The organism is Arcanobacterium haemolyticum DSM 20595, from assembly GCF_000092365.1.
Lineage (GTDB): Bacteria > Actinomycetota > Actinomycetes > Actinomycetales > Actinomycetaceae > Arcanobacterium > Arcanobacterium haemolyticum.
Map to the genome: position 1 here is coordinate 677,636 of NC_014218.1, position 16,024 is coordinate 693,659.

The following is a 16,024-nucleotide window of genomic DNA, read 5'->3' on the forward strand; positions in this document are numbered from 1 at the left end:
CCTAGTCCTTTTCGTTTTCAACTAATAATGTTGAGGTTGCAGGTTCAAATCCTGTCCCCGCAACTACACCAGAATCCTTGGACTCAACAGAGTCCGGGGATTTTGCTTTTTCTATCTCAACCGTTTCCTCGGGTAATAAATCGGCGATGGACACATCGAGAAAAGCAGCAGTTTTTACCAGGTCTTCTGCTGACCAGGCGGTTCTTCCTGCAATTTTTCCTGAAACCGCAGCACCGGTTAATCCTAATTTCTTGGCGAGATCGCGTTGCATGACGTTTCGCCTGCGCAACCAGGCTAAGACTCGTTCTCCAATGATCTGATTGGTAGTCATTTGTTCCATGTATGAATCAATTATTATCGTCATGGTTAAATTATGTCTAATTGGTAAACCAAAGATCAAGCATTAAAGGCTTGCAATTATTCTAAAATTAGAATAGCCTATATAAAGAAGTTAAATTTAACTTAATCGGAAAAGGCAAAATTACGTGTATGCTTATCTTTCGACTCGAGAATTTGCCAAGGCTTTAGGAGTTTCATGGCAAACAGTCTATAACTGGGTTAAATCAGGCAAATTGGCTTATGTTGTTTTGCCTTCTGGGCAGTTTCGTATTCCTCGTGAAGAAGTCGAAAAGATTCTCACTCCATTCACTCCGTCAGAAATAGAAGCTGAGGATGCTAGCGGATTAGCTGATTCTTTTTCCGATGTTCCTCTACCTGGGATGGAGGGGTGATGTCAATGCCTATGGTGCTACCTTGTGATCCTTGGAATCAGCATGTGTTATACCCGTATCCACTCGATCCTGTTACTGGTCTTACTTTGGCTACCGATACGTAGTTCTGTCCGCTTGCATTCGGGCAAGATTTTGATCACGAAACGACCTTGTGGGATCGGGAAGATAGTTGGGTATTGAATGGGCGTTTGGCTGTAGGGTATTTCGAGAACCAGTCCACTACCCGCTGGCAAAAGCGCATGGCGGGTGTGTTGGTTAATCTTTTCCGCTGCTGTGTTGGTCGGCTCGCGGATAATGATCCATGCTCCTTTTATTGTGAAGATATCATCAATCCAGAGTTTAAGTACGGACATGCAAGCGTGTCTGTTATTGTGCCAAAACTGTATCAGTTTTGGCACGCATTTTTTGACGCATGTGTCAAAAAACAAGCGCACACAGTGCGCACAATGACAATAAAAATACGGTTATCTGTTATTGTGAACCTGTGGCCTTTTCATCGCATCGATAACAAAGAATGTGATGACCAATGAAAAATACTGAAAATGATGCTCTTCGTATCGGCGAAGAATTTTTTGCGCACCAGCAAGAACAACTCAAAATCCAAAAAAGTGCATTCAAAAAACTTGCCCAACTAGTCGACAAATATCATCGTCTTGAACAAGATATTATCGCCACGCGTGATCAACTCCTTGAAACAGGAGTAAACAAAAACGATTTACTTACAGCGTTCGGCACAGATAGTAATCTGCGTAAAATCCTGCGCACGAAAACATATACCCACCGCGCACACAATGATACATGCGCTGCACAAGTTGAATCCCGTGATGAGCATCAATCTGCTGATACAGAAAACACCAGCGAAGGATTCTAAAATAACGCCCACACTTGGTAGTTTGTCGAAAGGTTTATTTGTGTTCGCGACGTGAATACATCCATCACTTGATCCGCACTCAATGTTCCCCGAAACAAGCGAAACCAAAGAAAAAACTATGCACAAATGTGCATCAAGAGCAAAGATTCTTGAAAAAAGTCTTCCATAAAAAGCTGATGATATCGGTTTCCAGAACTTATCATGAAAGTGTCATTCTTATGACATCGAAAAGGAGATTATGATGAAGACATCCCCGCTTGGTCTTAAGACTATTTCTTGTCTATTAGCTGCTCTTCTTGCTCTTTTTCTAAGTCCTAATATAGGATTTGCTGGCAGCACTTCCACCCCCTGTGAATATGCGGAAAACAAACCCGTCGCCATCGGAAAAGACGACTTAATTCGAACTGTCAACATTCTCGACGAGCTTCTAAAAACAACTGATACTTCAAGAGAAACTAGGATTGATGTCAACTTGCTTTTAGAGCATCAGTCTGGAATCTTGGGAGGATTTACAGCATCGTCAACGATAGCTGGAAAACATGCAACCAAAACGATGATTTACGCGAAGTTCGGAAATCAGTATGTGATTACAGGATACACCGACCTAGATGGAAAGAAGCAGCTCGCTAAGACGTTCCTTGTTACTGATAATGGAGAATCGCTACAATCTAGGGCAAGAATTTCTTCCAAAGTTACGAGTGCTCCTGCGGCCGCCCAGCCCTGTCCGGCAGGGCAAACTCCGCATTGCACGTATGAATGGAACTGCCTCAAAAAGACCGCACCAGGATGGGCAATGGCCACATGCGGTCTGCTTCCTTCACATGCGGCACAAGTCGCCTGCATAACAGCCACAGCTGCGTAGTATATTGCTCCCTGCTGCAAGACCGTATGCATGAGCGACTTCGACTAAGAAAAGAGATTTTTCCATGAACTCGTCACAATATTCCCCATGGACTCAACTACCTTGGCTGCTATTTCTTGCATGGTGCTGGTACCAGACCTTGACTGCCCAAATTAACCCTCTACGAGTGGCAACCGTTGGCATCGGTATAACAGTTACAGCTATCGTGCTTCTGGAAGTTTGGCGCAAATTTGTGTCTATGCAAAGAACTCGCTTTCTAGTCCGTCTTGCACAATTCTCCATTGGAGTATTCGGTCTTGCTTTCTGCATCGGGGCTGTAGTTATGGGTGCAACTACGCTCGCGATCCCTAACCTCCTCACCGATTACTGGCAAGAAATTACTTTGCCGCTGATTGTTCTGCTCATCGGTAGTGTCGTAGTAGGACGTGGGCTCATTATGGAAGCATGGTCATCCTTACCGAAACACAGCGAGTCATCTGCGGAACAACTCGCCTGATTTCAGTTAATGGCTGTCTCTCCAAAGTTTGTGAATTTGGAGAGACAGCCATTAATCTTATACGCTATGCGATCCTGACATTCCTAAATGGTGGAGTGGCCTAAGAATTAGGCCCACTCGGTTTAAGTGTTGACCGTGTTTTCTTGTTTCCATTGTTCCGCGTATTTCCGTGGGCTGAGGTAGCTGAGTGAGGAATGCGGATGGAAGTTATTGTAACGTGATGACCATTGGGCCACGAGTAGGCGGGCATGCTAGAGATTCTCGATACTGTTGTCCTCCAAGAGTTCGTCTCTCATCCGGTTATGGAAAGACTCAACGAACCCGTTATGCCAGGGCTGGCCTGGTGGGATGAACGCCTAGATTGTCTCATCCTCGGCTGCCCACTCCTGGAGCGCATGAGCGATGAACTCGGGCCCGTTATCCATCCGGATCACCCGCGGGCGCCCGCCGTGCTCCAGACAAGCCACGTCAAGGAGTTCGGTCACCGAGACCGCGTTAATGTTCTTGTCGACCGTGAAGGCGAGGTGTTCGCGGGTGTATTCATCGATAATGTTACAGATTTTGATTGTCTTGCCGTGCCAGGTTGAATCGAACTGGAAGTCCAACGCCCACACGTCGTTCGGGTACTGGCCGGCAGGAATATCACGATGGGTATCGGCAGCTAGACGCTTGCGCTTCTTCCGAGGCAAGACACGCAAGCCCTCTTCACGCCAGATCCTGCGGAAAGTCTCGCGGCATATCCCGTACCCTTCGGCGAGGGCGTTTCTCCAGGCGCGCCGGTGTCCCCACCGGCGATGATCCTTAACGAAGTCGTGCATCCATGCCCGTAGGTCCGCGTACTTATCCGGCTTGGGCGAGTGGGTCCTAGCGCGCCGGTAAGCGCTGCGAGAGAGCCCAACAATCTGGCAGGCAAGTCTTTGGGAATAGCCCAGCCCGACCAGATGCCAGAGGGCATCATGGCGGCGAGCTGGGCTTAGAAGTTTCCCTCCGACAATTCTTTCCACGCAGCCTTTTCCAGCTCTGCCTGACCTAGGAGGCGTTTGAGGCGCGTGTTTTCCTCGCGCAGGCGCTGGAGCTCTTTCGCCTCGCTCTTGGTCATCGCCCCATAGGTAGCCTGCCACCTGTTCAACGTGGCTTCGCTAATCCCCAACGTGGTCAGGATCTGAGCTGTAGTTGATCCCGATTCCTTCAATTCCCGCGCCTTATCGAGCTTACGAACAATCTGCTCGGGAGTATGCTTGCTGAATTTCTTCACCATTGCCCCATTCTCCCCACCCACAGGCAGGGCATCAATGGACAACACTCAAGTCACCTGGACCTAAAAACCTAGAGCACTCCAGGGTCAGCTTGGGTGAGAATGTCTTCATACATTTGGGTAGTTAAAGGCAGGTATCGGATTGTTCCGCCTTTGCCAACCACTCTGAGGCTATGACCGAAAAGATCGGGCACGACGTCGTGTGCATTGATTCGGGAAATTTCATCAGCTCGCAGCCCTAAATTCCCAGCCAAACGTAGAATGAGTTTTTCACGATCAGTGCGACTTTCTTTAATTCCTTGAGCGTAAATATGTTCTGGAGTGGGGCGGGGAGGTGGTATTACTCGCCGTACGGACGGAAGATTCGTCGCAGGATTATCACTGCCGTACTTGTGTGAATACCATTCATAGAATCCGCGTAAAGATACATACCGTGCCTGTCGGGTCTCTGGTGCCCATGAGTGTGCTCCTGCCCAAGTGAAAATATCGTCTTCGGTGACTTTTCCAGGAGGAAGCATAACCCCACGAGCGAAATTACGCATGATACGGATTCGTGAATCTATGGTTCGTGGACGTTGGTTAGCTGCATGAAGGAATTGTTCCCAAAGAATTAAGGGTTCTTCCCAGTCTTCGGGAATAGGTAACATTGAAAGAGCCATGTGGTATTTTATCGCCGTTTTGAAAGTCAAATATCGTGTATTCGGAATCTGGCTGGTAAACATCAGGCAACCAAGCCTATCGTGTCATCGAGTGGACGTAAATAATACCAGAAATCCATTTCGTTTACTCGTGGCAAACCGGAGGTCACAGTTTTGTGGTGATCTTAGTGACCATTTAGGGTGTAACATATGAGTGAAACGGTACGAATCGACGTGTGGCTATGGTCCGTACGGCAAACCAAAACCCGCAGTCTAGCAACATCAGAATGCAAAGCAGGCCATGTACGGATCAACGGAAACGTGGCAAAAGCATCGTCGCCCCTAAAAATAGGTGACGAAGTACGCTACCGATTCCAAGGCTTTGATCGGATCCTCAAAGTCACCGGACTCATCACCAAACGAACCTCCGCGCCACTAGCGCAAGCCTGTTACATCGATCTCACACCAGAACGCCCCAAAGTCTACCTACCCATCTTCACACGCGACCGCGGAACCGGACGCCCCACAAAGAAAGAACGACGCGAACTTGACCGGATGCTCGGACGTGATTCCAACCATGGCCACATGGGGTAGAATCTGTGTAGCGCGAACTAAGATGAAAGGTGCACCATGTCTTCTGATATGGCCGCACACGGCGTGCGCCGTGTGCTATTGAAACTGTCCGGTGAGGTATTCGGAGGCGGAGAAATCGGCCTAGATACCCAGGTTCTACGGCGAACAGCGAACGAAATTGCGGAAGCAGTACGTGCCGGTGTTCAAGTAGCAATCGTTGTTGGAGGCGGCAACTTCTTCCGCGGTGTGGAACTGCAAGAAAGTGGAATGGACCGTGCGCGAGCAGACTACATGGGAATGCTCGGAACAGTCATCAACGCCGTAGCCTTGCAAGATTTCCTCGAAAACGAAGGAATCCCATCGCGTGTACAAACCGCGATCACCATGAGTCAAGTTGCTGAAGCCTACATACCACTGCGGGCCATCCGCCACCTAGAAAAAGGCCGCGTAGTGATCTTCGGTGCCGGCGCAGGCATGCCATACTTCTCCACAGATACAGTCTCCGCACAACGCGCACTCGAACTGCGCTGTAACGAACTTCTGGTTGGAAAGAACGGTGTGGACGGCGTGTACACTGCAGATCCACGTAAAAACCCAGAAGCCATCATGCTCGAATCGCTCACATACAGCCAAGCACTTCACGATGGGCTAAAAGTTGTAGATGCGGCCGCGTTCGCACTCTGCCAAGATAATGGGATGACCATGCGCGTTTTCGGAATGGGTACACCAGGAAACGTGTCTCGCGCACTCCGCGGGGAAAAGATCGGTACCCTAGTGACATCAACTCCGAAAAGCTAAGGAACAAGAATGATTGACGAAACACTCCTTGAAGCAGAAGAAAAAATGGGCAAGGCCATTGAGGTAGCCCAAAGCGATTTCTCCAAGATTCGCTCCGGCCGCGCCAACCCAGAACTGTTCACCTCCCTTGTTGTGGACTACTACGGGGCGCCAACACCACTTCAGCAGCTGGCAACCGTGTCCGTTCCAGAAGCACGCACCGTTCTGATCTCCCCATACGATCGCTCCGCAATGAAGGATATTGAACGTGCAATCCAGGAATCGGATCTTGGCGTGAACCCAACCGATGATGGCCAGGTTTTACGTATCAACCTTCCAGCGCTCACCGAAGAACGCCGCCGTGAATACGTGAAGCTTGCCAAAGGCAAGGCTGAAGATGCTCGCATTTCCATCCGCGCGATCCGCCGCAAGGCCAAGGAAACTCTTGACAAGATTAAGAAGGATGGCGATGCTGGCGAAGATGATGTAGAGCGCGCAGAAAAAGAACTCGAAAGCCTCACCAAGAAGTTCGTTGAAAACGTTGATTCTCTCCTTGAATCCAAGGAAAAGGAATTGATGGAGATCTGATCTTGTCTACTCCAAGCCCAACAAAATCCCGGTCCCTGCTGAGCATTCTGGCACCACACCCGCCGCGCCCGCCGCAAGAGGTCAATTCGCGCGCCGGGCGCAACGTGCCAGCCGCTGTAATGACGGCCGCGGTTTTGTTGGGCTTGGTGGGCCTTTCCCTGGCCTACAAGATTGAAGTTTTCGTTGGGCTAGTAACGGTGTTCGTGCTGGCTGGCCTGTGGGAAATTGCGGGAGCATTCCTGGCCCGCAATATTCGCATCCCACTCATCCCACTGCTTCCTGGCGGCGCTGGCATGATGCTGGCCACCTGGGCGTGGGGGATAGAACACGGCCTGATCGTGTTCCTTGTTTCTGCCGCAGTTTCTCTTCTGTGGCGTACGTATATGACTGCCGATAACGCGCTCACAGACGCGATCGCCGGCGTGTTCGCTCTAGCGTGGATTGGCGTGTTCGCCATGTTTGCTGTGGGGCTGGCGGCGCTATCGCAAGGGGCGCTAGCCGTGGCCGCGCTCGTTTTACTTCCGGTGGCATCAGATACAGGCGGCTGGTTGGCTGGCATTACGTTCGGTAAGCACCCGATCGCCCCGTCGATTTCGCCTAAGAAATCGTGGGAAGGATTTGCGGGTTCCGTGGCGGGCGCGCTACTGGCAGCGTTTATTACCGTGTGGTTCGGGCTTGGGCTACCGTGGTATGCGGCCGTAATTATTGGTGCAGTTACCCCGATTTTTGCTACGGCAGGCGATTTTGCTGAATCTCTCTTGAAACGTGATCTTGGCGTTAAAGATATGGGATCGATCTTCCCAGGCCACGGAGGCGTGTTAGATAGGGTAGATTCGCTGTTGTTTTGTGCGCCGATTTTGTATGTCATCCTCACGTATGGGTTTGGTTTAAACTAGGCCGGGCGCGCGCATTCGGCTTGTTACAAGGACTGGAATGAAGAAGACTAAACAGGTTTTGCCTCGCGTGGAACAGGGGCCGCGGCCGTCGCTGTCGTTTACGGCTCAACGGCACGGAAAACCGCCAAAACACATGGCGGATTTGACGCGCGCGGAACGCCGCGCGCTGGTAGCCGATTTGGGGTATCCGCAGTTCCGTGCGGATCAGATTTCGAAGCATTATTTTGAACATGATTGTGCAGATCCGGAAAAGATGACAGATCTTCCGGCCGCGCAACGTAAAGAAATCACCCAGGTGTTGTTGCCGCAGCTCATGACTAAGGTGAAGGATCAGGTTGCCGATAAGGGCGCTACGATCAAAACCTTGTGGAAGTTGTTTGATGGCGCCGTTGTGGAATCTGTGCTGATGAAGTATCCGCAGCGTGCCACGTTGTGTATTTCTTCCCAGGCTGGGTGCGGTATGGCGTGTCCGTTTTGTGCAACCGGCCAGGCTGGTTTGACCCGCAATCTTTCTACCGCAGAAATTATTGAACAGTTGCGTTATGCGCGCGAACTGGCTGCGAGTGGTATTTTTGGCGAACCTGTGCGGGTAACGAACGTTGTGTTTATGGGGATGGGGGAGCCGTTGGCGAATTTCCCTGCGGTTCGTGGCGCTTTGCGCCGGATGATCGAACCGGCTCCTGAAGGTTTTGGTATGTCTGCGCGTAACATCACGGTGTCTACGGTTGGCATGGTTCCTGTGATTAACAAGTTGGCTGATGAAGGGCTTCCGGTTACGTTGGCAGTTTCGCTTCACGCGCCTGACGATGCCTTGCGCGACGATCTGATTCCGATCAATTCGCGCTACAAGGTGGGCGAGTTGCTTGATGCAGCGCGGCATTATTTTGTGCGTACGGGCCGCCGGGTTTCGATTGAGTATGCGCTGATTAAGGACATGAATGATCACGAATGGCGCGCTGAGTTGCTTGCGGCCGAGTTGAATTCGCGCGGGCACGGTTGGGCGCACGTGAATCCGATTCCGCTTAATCCCACGCCGGGTTCGATTTGGACGTGTTCTACGCCGGAAACTACCCGTACGTTTGTGCGTACGTTGAGTGATGCAGGGATTTCGACGACGATCCGTGACACCCGCGGTTCTGACATCGACGGCGCATGTGGCCAGTTGGCAGCCGAAGTGGTTGATCGTGAACACGTGTCACGCCGTGCAGCGAAAGCGCAGGCGGCGGTTGATGCACGCATTGAATCGCATCGTAGCGAACCGATTGATTTTGATTCAACATTGGCGGCGATTGCTGCTTCTGGAGAAGGAGAAAACTAATGAAAGAAACGTTTGCGCGGGTTGGATGGTTCCGGCACGGATACGATCCGGCTAAAGTTGATGAGTTTTTAGAAAACGCAAAGTCTGCCTACGATGTTTCTGCTGACGTCGATCATCAGGCTAACGAAGACATGGTTCGCCACGCTTCTTTCCCATGGGTGCGCAACGGGTATCATGCCCAGTTGGTGGATGCTGCGCTTGATCGTTTGGAACAGGCATTCACGCAGCGCCGCCGTGCGGCGCGAGTTCATGAGGAAGGCGAAGATGCGTGGTTGCGTAGCACGTATGAGCGCGCCACGAGTATGTATCCGCGGCTTCGCCGGCCGGCAGGGCAGCGTTTTGCGCATGCGGATGGGCGTGGCTATGCGATTGATGAAGTGGATGCGTTGATGGATCGCGTGATCGCCTTCTTCGACAAGGCTGAACCGTTGACGTCTGCTGAAGTTCGCCAGATGATGTTCACTTCTGCTAAGGGCGCCAACGCCTACGATGAAGCCGTTGTTGATGTTTTCCTCGATCGCGTTGTTTCTGTGCTGATGAGCGTTGAATAATGCGTGACGTTATTGTTCTTGGTTCCACCGGTTCGATTGGCACCCAGACCCTCGACGTCATCTCCCGCCACCGCGATTCGTTTCGCGTGCGTGCGTTGGGTGCTGGCGGTTCGCGTATCGATGTGCTCGTGGCGCAGGCCCACGATTTCGATGTTCCGGTTGTTGGTTTAGCGAACGACGCCGCCGTGGCTACGTTCCGTTCCGTATGGAACGATGCGTACGGTTCGGTTTCCATGCCTGACCTTGTTGTTGGCCCTGATGCCATGACGAACCTTGCTGGCCTGGGGAGCGGCACAAGCGATTCTTCTGACGTGGTGGTGAATGGAATTACCGGATCGGTTGGTTTGCTTCCTACGTTGGCCGCGCTTCGTTCTGGTGCTACGTTGGCGTTGGCGAATAAGGAATCGTTGGTTGTTGGCGGCGGCCTGGTTGCCGACGCAATGGCGTGGCCTGGCCAAATCGTGCCCGTTGATTCGGAACATTCCGCAATAGCGCAAGCGTTGCGTTCCGGCCGGCACCGCAAAGGCCTAACCTCACCGATCGTTGACGGCACCAGCGAAGTATCCCGAATCATCTTGACCGCCTCCGGCGGCCCGTTCCGCGGTAAAAAGCGTAGCGATCTAGAAAATGTGACAGCTAAAGCCGCATTGAATCACCCCACATGGGCTATGGGGCCAGTTGTTACCGTCAATTCGTCTACCTTGATGAACAAAGGCCTGGAACTGATCGAAGCCGCCTACCTCTTTGACGTTGCGCCAGAACAGATCGTTCCCGTTGTCCACCCACAATCCGTCATCCACTCCATGGTGGAATTCCAAGACGGATCTACGATCGCCCAGGCGTCGCCACCGGATATGAGGCTCCCGATCGCGCTGGGCATCTCCTGGCCAGAACGACTCACCAACGTAGCAACCCCGAACGCATGGGACGCTCCCGTATCGTGGACCTTCGAACCTCTCGATCATGACGTGTTCCCGGCAGTCAAGATGGCCCGCGCCGCCGTCGCGTCGTCGCCACTCCATCCTGCCGTACTCAACGCCGCAAACGAAGAGTGCGTAGACGCTTTCCTCGCAGGAAACCTGCCGTATCTGGGAATAATCGATACGGTACGCGACGTACTTGATACCATCTCAATCCCTGCGGAACGCGACGTCGAAACGGTGCTTGATATGGAACGGCGCGCCCGCATGCTCGCCCACAAACTCATGCGCACGCGAAACTAAACCCAAAGGAGAGCAATGCTTCCCGGAATCCTTTTTATGATCCTCGGGCTCGTGGTATCGGTAGCAATCCACGAACTTGGCCACCTGATCCCCGCCAAAAAATTTGGCGCCAAAGTAACCCAATACTTCGTGGGCTTCGGTCCAACCCTCTGGTCAACGCATAAAAACGGAACCGAATGGGGAATCAAAGCAATCCCACTCGGCGGATTCGTCTCCATCGCAGGAATGCTTCCACCCGCAAAACCAGGGGTACCCACCACCAAAAAAGACGGAAGCCCAACCCTCGCAGAAGAAGCTCGGAAACAATCCGCCGAAGAATTCACCGATCCCAGCCAACCCGGCGCATTCTGGCGATTACCCGCGCGCCTGAAACTCATCGTCATGCTCGGAGGGCCCCTCACAAACCTCGTACTCAGCGTTCTCCTCATGGCAGGCGTAACCGTTGGAATCGGCGTTCCGCACCTCTCCACGACCATCGCAAACGTGGCCGAATGTGTAGAAAGCTCTGGAACCTGCACACCAGCCCCTGCCCACAACATCATCAAACGTAACGACACGATCCGTAAGTGGGGCGAGAAAAACGTCAACTCCTGGACAGAAATCCAACAGGCTATCGCGGCAGGCGGAACCACCCCAACCACAGTCGTTGTAGAACGTAACGGAAAAACTACCGAACTCACCGTAACCCCAGTGATGCGCGAATTTAGCGATGGCAAAGGCGCAAGCATCACCAAACCCTACGTAGGAATCGGCCCCGCAATCGAACGCAAACAAGGATCAATCGCCGACGTGCCCGTGCAAGCCTGGAACGTTGCCGCCGGAACCACTGCGATCCTCGCACAACTACCCGTCAAGCTCTGGGACGCGGCCGCCACGCTCGTCACAGGGGAGCGCCGCACACCAGACTCCGTAGTCGGAATCGTTGGAATCGCAGACATGGCTGGATCAATCAGCGCAGCACAAGCCCACAACTACGGATTCTGGGACAGGCTAGCCGATCTCACCATGCTCCTGGCCGGATTGAACATGACCCTGTTCATCTTCAACATGATCCCGCTCCTGCCCCTCGACGGCGGGCACATCATCGGATCAATCATCGAAGGAACCCGGCGCCATCTTGCGTTCCGGCGCGGAAAAAACGATCCCGGACCATTCGATACCGCACGCCTCCTGCCGCTCAGTTACGGCATGATCACCTTCTTCATTTTCATGACACTTCTGCTGATTGTGGTAGACATCGTCAATCCCGTTGTGTGAGATTACCTCAAGAGTGGAATAATAAAAACGTGAATATGCCAGTTGCCTTAGGAATACCCGCAGTCAAAGAACCAGAAGCCGTTCTTGCACCGCGCAGAAAAACACGCCAAATCCAGGTAGGAAACGTCAAAGTTGGAGGAGACGCGCCCGTGTCCGTCCAGTCAATGACAACCACTAAAACACACGATATTGGCGCAACACTCCAACAAATCGCTGAACTTACTGCGAGCGGATGCGACATCATCCGCGTAGCATGCCCAACCGATAAAGATGCCGATGCGCTGCCCATCATCGCCGCAAAATCCCAGATCCCAGTGATCGCAGATATCCATTTCCAGCCACGCTACGTGTTTGCAGCAATCGATGCCGGATGTGGCGTGCGCGTGAACCCAGGCAACATCAAAAAATTTGACGATCGAATTCCAGAAATCGCCGCTGCCGCTAACGCCAACGGCACCGCCATGCGAATCGGAATCAATGCCGGATCGTTGGATCCGCGCCTGCTCAAAAAATACGGCAAAGCCACCCCAGAAGCCCTCGTAGAATCTGCCGTAAACGAAGCCCGTTTGTTTGAAGACGCCGGCTTCCACGATTTCGCCATTTCCGTGAAACACCACGATCCTGTAACCATGGTTCGGGCCTACCAGCTGCTCTCCGAAGCAGGGGACTGGCCACTCCACCTAGGCGTTACCGAAGCCGGGCCAGCCTTCCAAGGCACTGTGAAATCGTCTGTGGCCTTCGGTGCATTGTTATCGCAGGGAATTGGAGACACGATCCGCGTATCGCTCTCCGCTCCGCCAGTAGAAGAAGTCAAGGTAGGCGAAGCCATCTTGCGTTCGCTCAACCTCCGCCCGAAGAAACTCGAAATCGTCTCCTGCCCATCCTGCGGGCGCGCACAAGTAGACGTCTACACGCTGGCCGAACAAGTATCCGAAGGCCTGAAGGATGTATCCTTCCCACTGCGCGTGGCAGTGATGGGCTGCGTTGTGAACGGCCCAGGGGAAGCCCGCGAAGCCGATCTTGGCGTGGCATCCGGCAACGGAAAAGGCCAAATCTTCGTACGTGGCAAAGTAGTTGACACCGTGCCAGAAGCAGACATCGTGCCAACACTCATCGCCCGCGCACGAAGCGTTGCCAAAGAACTCGGCCTAGCCGAAGATCCAAACGCCCAACCAGAAGTGATCGTCTGACATGATATGGCCTCTCCGGCGCCAGGGCCACCTACGCCGGTTGGTATCAAGCGACTCGGAGGCGGCTCGCGATTTTCTAAATCGCGAGCCGGTAGAGTCCATACTCGCACGAGTAGCAATCGAAGCCCGAACCCGGCGGCCCGCCCACGCAGTCGGCATCGCGGCAGCCGACGGGCGAATCCAGTCCCTATGCTGGGTAGGCGCCAACATCATTCCGCTCGGATTTGATGAAGCAGGACTCGATCAACTCGCCACATACGTGCGCAAACACGATCGCATCGCCAACTCGATCGTAGGCCCCGCCGATCAAGTACTCGGCCTATGGGAACGAATCCAAGAACACTATGCACCACCACGCGACATCCGTGAACACCAACTCTCCATGGTGTGGGGCAGAACGCCACACTGTGTGCCTGATCTAGATGTGCGGCCAGCTCAGCTCGGAGAAGGCACCCTCGTCGTCCCCGCCTCCGTATCCATGTTCATCGAAGAAGTCGGATACGATCCAACCATCTACGGTCCCGCCTACGCCCAACGCGTCCACACACTCGTACGTGAAGGCCGAACCTTCCTCAAAATGGGAGAACACGGCGGGCAACCCCGCGTCGATTTCAAAGCAGACATCGGAGCACTCGCCGGAGGAGTAGCCCAAATTCAAGGCGTCTGGGTACACCCCGACCTCCGCGGACACGGAATCGCCGCCCCCGCCATGGCCCACGTAGCCCACCTCGCCACCGCCATCGCCCCAACAATCTCCCTCTACGTCAACGATTACAACATTGCAGCCGTGCGAACATACGAAAAAGCGGGCTTCGACGTCGTCGGCGAATACGCAACAATCCTCCTCACATAACACAAGTGTTGTGAACGCCACGTCCCAAACCCCGGGCGAAACCTTGAGAAAATAGGGCTCGCGCGCCGAAACCGTTAGACTGGGAACGTGCTAAAAATGTCTGAACTCTTTGTCCGTACCCTCCGCGACGATCCGGCCGACGCAGAGGTCCGTTCCCACAAACTCCTTGTGCGTGCCGGATACGTACGCCGCGCAGCCCCAGGAATCTACACCTGGCTGCCACTCGGCCTGAAAGTACTCCGCAAAGTCGAAGCCGTAGTCCGCGAAGAAATGGACGCCGCCGGCTCGCAAGAAATGCACTTCCCAGCCCTCCTCCCACGTGAGCCCTACGAAGCCACCAACCGTTGGGAAGAATACGGCCCCAACCTCTTCCGGCTCAAAGACCGCCGCGAAAACGACTACCTCTTGGCTCCAACCCACGAAGAAATGTTCACGTTGGCAGTCAAAGACATGTACTCCTCCTACAAAGATCTTCCCGTCTCCCTCTACCAAATTCAACATAAATACCGTGACGAAGCCCGCCCACGCGCCGGAATCATCCGCACCCGCGAATTCATCATGAAGGACGCCTACTCCTTCGATATCGACGACTCCGGCCTGGACCACTCCTACGAAACCATGCGCAACGCATACCAGCGCATCTTCACCCGCCTCGGCGTGCCATTCGTCATCTGCTCCGCGCAATCCGGTGCCATGGGCGGATCCCGTTCCGAAGAATTCCTGGCCCCATGCGCCATCGGTGAAGACACCTTCGTTAAATCCGCCGGCGGATACGCCGCCAACACCGAAGCCGTGACTACCCCGCCACAGCCAGAACAAGACTTCAGCGGCGTGCCAGCCCCACACATCGTGCCAACCCCAGGCGCAACCACCATCGTTTCGCTCGTGGACTTCGCCAACGCCAACGCGCCACGTGCCGATCGCGCATGGGAAGCCTCCGACACCCTCAAAAACGTTGTGGTGGCATTCGTCCACCCGGACGGCAAACGCGAAGTCGTAGTAATCGGCGTGCCAGGCGATCGCGAAGTCGATCTCAAACGCGTAGAAGCCAGTGTTTCCCCAGCCGAAGTTGAGATGGCCACCCCAGAAGATCTGGCCAAGCATCCAGAACTCGTAGCTGGCTACATTGGGCCGCAGGTGATCGGGCCAAACGCTGAGACGCGCGTTGTTGACGCCGACGGCATTCCATCTGGTTCCGTGCGCTACCTGCTGGATCCACACGTTGCCCGCGGATCCCGCTGGATCTCCGGCGCCAACGCCGTGGACGAACACGTATTTGACCTCGTGTACGGCCGTGACTTCGAAGCCGACGGCACCATCGAAGCCGTTGAAGTCCGTGCAGGCGACCAAGCCCCAGACGGCTCCGGCCCACTCAGCATCGAACGCGGCATCGAAATCGGCCACATCTTCCAGCTAGGCCGCAAATACGCCAAGGCACTCGATCTCAAGGTGCTCGATCAAAATGGCAAGGCCGTTGTTGTCACCATGGGCTCCTACGGAATCGGTGTTTCCCGCGTCATGGCTGCGTTGGCCGAACTCAACTCTGATGACAAGGGCCTGGCCTGGCCAGCACACCTCGCACCTGCCACCGTTCACGTGATCGCCACCGGCAAGGATGACGCTGTTTTCGACACCGCTTCCCGGTTCGCTGCTGAACTTTCTGAGCAGGGCGTGGAGGTTATCTACGATGATCGCGTGAAGGTTTCCGCTGGCGTGAAGTTCGCAGATTACGAACTCATCGGCGTCCCATTCGCCATCGTTGTGGGCCGCGGCCTGAAGGACGGCAAGGTGGAAATCCGCGATCGCCGCAGCGGCGAAAACGTGGAAGTCCCAGTTGGCGACGCTCTGGCTACCCTCGATTCCGTGATGGCGGCGGCGAAGTAAGGCGGGTTCTGGCTGGCTTTGGCTAACTCTCCGCCGATCTGCCTTCGCCGCCGGCCTGCCT

Annotated in this window: 20 protein-coding genes and 1 pseudogene; 15 read left to right on the forward strand and 6 right to left on the reverse strand. The window is 53.8% G+C overall.

The features are described 5' to 3' along the window. Position 1: 1 nt before the first annotated feature. A complete protein-coding gene (locus ARCH_RS03005) occupies positions 2-340 on the reverse strand; it encodes a helix-turn-helix domain-containing protein (protein ID WP_181461391.1) in 339 nt (112 codons plus the stop codon). Between the two features lie 145 nt (positions 341-485). Between ARCH_RS03005 and ARCH_RS03010 the strand changes: the two genes are divergently transcribed. Beyond that, complete coding sequence (locus ARCH_RS03010) at positions 486-731, forward strand: MerR family transcriptional regulator (RefSeq protein ID WP_041640328.1); 246 nt, start codon at positions 486-488, stop codon at positions 729-731. A 47-nt stretch (positions 732-778) separates the two neighbouring features. Here the strand turns inward: ARCH_RS03010 and ARCH_RS03015 are convergent, their stop codons facing one another. After that, complete coding sequence (locus ARCH_RS03015) at positions 779-1,084, reverse strand: hypothetical protein (protein ID WP_041640329.1); 306 nt, start codon at positions 1,082-1,084, stop codon at positions 779-781. A gap of 173 nt (positions 1,085-1,257) precedes the next feature. On the opposite strand from ARCH_RS03015, the gene ARCH_RS03020 reads away from it, so the two are divergent. The 3 genes from ARCH_RS03020 (at position 1,258) to ARCH_RS09875 (ending at position 2,960) form a co-directional block, all read left to right on the forward strand. After that, a complete protein-coding gene (locus ARCH_RS03020; RefSeq protein WP_013169830.1) occupies positions 1,258-1,602 on the forward strand; it encodes a hypothetical protein in 345 nt (114 codons plus the stop codon). A 238-nt stretch (positions 1,603-1,840) separates the two neighbouring features. Continuing rightward, a complete protein-coding gene (locus ARCH_RS03025; protein ID WP_145961617.1) occupies positions 1,841-2,464 on the forward strand; it encodes a hypothetical protein in 624 nt (207 codons plus the stop codon). Positions 2,465-2,702: 238 nt separating this feature from the next. Further along, on the forward strand, positions 2,703-2,960 hold the full coding sequence (locus tag ARCH_RS09875; RefSeq protein WP_138975064.1) for a hypothetical protein: 258 nt from the start codon (positions 2,703-2,705) through the stop codon (positions 2,958-2,960). Between the two features lie 122 nt (positions 2,961-3,082). Here ARCH_RS09875 and ARCH_RS10455 read toward each other — a convergent pair. The 4 genes and pseudogenes from ARCH_RS10455 to ARCH_RS09895 form a co-directional block, all read right to left on the reverse strand. Further along, a pseudogene (locus ARCH_RS10455) lies at positions 3,083-3,310 on the reverse strand (integrase core domain-containing protein). A 6-nt stretch (positions 3,311-3,316) separates the two neighbouring features. Continuing rightward, positions 3,317-3,778 (reverse strand): DDE-type integrase/transposase/recombinase, encoded by a 462-nt coding sequence (locus ARCH_RS09890; RefSeq protein ID WP_138975065.1) that lies wholly within the window; start codon positions 3,776-3,778, stop codon positions 3,317-3,319. Positions 3,779-3,933: 155 nt separating this feature from the next. Beyond that, complete coding sequence (locus ARCH_RS03040) at positions 3,934-4,263, reverse strand: transposase (protein WP_081440746.1); 330 nt, start codon at positions 4,261-4,263, stop codon at positions 3,934-3,936. 23 nt (positions 4,264-4,286) lie between these two features. After that, positions 4,287-4,874, reverse strand: coding sequence for a site-specific integrase (locus tag ARCH_RS09895; protein ID WP_138975066.1), 588 nt, complete (start codon positions 4,872-4,874; stop codon positions 4,287-4,289). A gap of 189 nt (positions 4,875-5,063) precedes the next feature. Between ARCH_RS09895 and ARCH_RS03045 the strand changes: the two genes are divergently transcribed. The 11 genes from ARCH_RS03045 (at position 5,064) to ARCH_RS03095 (ending at position 15,963) form a co-directional block, all read left to right on the forward strand. Further along, positions 5,064-5,447, forward strand: a complete 384-nt coding sequence (locus ARCH_RS03045; RefSeq protein ID WP_013169833.1) for an RNA-binding S4 domain-containing protein — start codon at positions 5,064-5,066, stop codon at positions 5,445-5,447. A gap of 36 nt (positions 5,448-5,483) precedes the next feature. Beyond that, positions 5,484-6,224 (forward strand): UMP kinase, encoded by a 741-nt coding sequence (gene pyrH, locus ARCH_RS03050; protein ID WP_013169834.1) that lies wholly within the window; start codon positions 5,484-5,486, stop codon positions 6,222-6,224. Between the two features lie 9 nt (positions 6,225-6,233). Further along, positions 6,234-6,791, forward strand: a complete 558-nt coding sequence (gene frr / locus ARCH_RS03055; RefSeq protein ID WP_013169835.1) for a ribosome recycling factor — start codon at positions 6,234-6,236, stop codon at positions 6,789-6,791. A gap of 2 nt (positions 6,792-6,793) precedes the next feature. After that, positions 6,794-7,687, forward strand: a complete 894-nt coding sequence (locus ARCH_RS03060; protein ID WP_013169836.1) for a phosphatidate cytidylyltransferase — start codon at positions 6,794-6,796, stop codon at positions 7,685-7,687. 37 nt (positions 7,688-7,724) lie between these two features. After that, on the forward strand, positions 7,725-9,005 hold the full coding sequence (gene rlmN, locus ARCH_RS03065; RefSeq protein ID WP_013169837.1) for a 23S rRNA (adenine(2503)-C(2))-methyltransferase RlmN: 1,281 nt from the start codon (positions 7,725-7,727) through the stop codon (positions 9,003-9,005). Then, on the forward strand, positions 9,005-9,556 hold the full coding sequence (locus tag ARCH_RS03070; RefSeq protein ID WP_013169838.1) for a DivIVA domain-containing protein: 552 nt from the start codon (positions 9,005-9,007) through the stop codon (positions 9,554-9,556). Before rlmN ends, ARCH_RS03070 begins: the two co-directional genes overlap by 1 nt. Further along, the gene (gene dxr / locus ARCH_RS03075) at positions 9,556-10,779 is read left to right on the forward strand and encodes a 1-deoxy-D-xylulose-5-phosphate reductoisomerase (RefSeq protein WP_013169839.1); all 1,224 of its coding nucleotides are present in this window, start codon (positions 9,556-9,558) and stop codon (positions 10,777-10,779) included. Before ARCH_RS03070 ends, dxr begins: the two co-directional genes overlap by 1 nt. A 15-nt stretch (positions 10,780-10,794) precedes the next feature. Next, positions 10,795-12,036: a M50 family metallopeptidase gene (locus ARCH_RS03080; protein ID WP_013169840.1), complete on the forward strand. Its 1,242-nt coding sequence runs from the start codon at positions 10,795-10,797 to the stop codon at positions 12,034-12,036. Between the two features lie 29 nt (positions 12,037-12,065). Then, the gene (ispG, locus tag ARCH_RS03085; RefSeq protein WP_013169841.1) at positions 12,066-13,226 is read left to right on the forward strand and encodes a flavodoxin-dependent (E)-4-hydroxy-3-methylbut-2-enyl-diphosphate synthase; all 1,161 of its coding nucleotides are present in this window, start codon (positions 12,066-12,068) and stop codon (positions 13,224-13,226) included. A gap of 1 nt (position 13,227) precedes the next feature. Next, entirely contained in the window at positions 13,228-14,079 is an 852-nt protein-coding gene (locus ARCH_RS03090) for a GNAT family N-acetyltransferase (protein WP_013169842.1), read from the forward strand. Between the two features lie 96 nt (positions 14,080-14,175). Next, positions 14,176-15,963 carry a proline--tRNA ligase gene (locus tag ARCH_RS03095; protein WP_013169843.1) on the forward strand — a complete coding sequence of 596 codons (1,788 nt, stop codon included), beginning with the start codon at positions 14,176-14,178 and terminating at the stop codon, positions 15,961-15,963. Positions 15,964-16,024 lie beyond the last annotated feature (61 nt).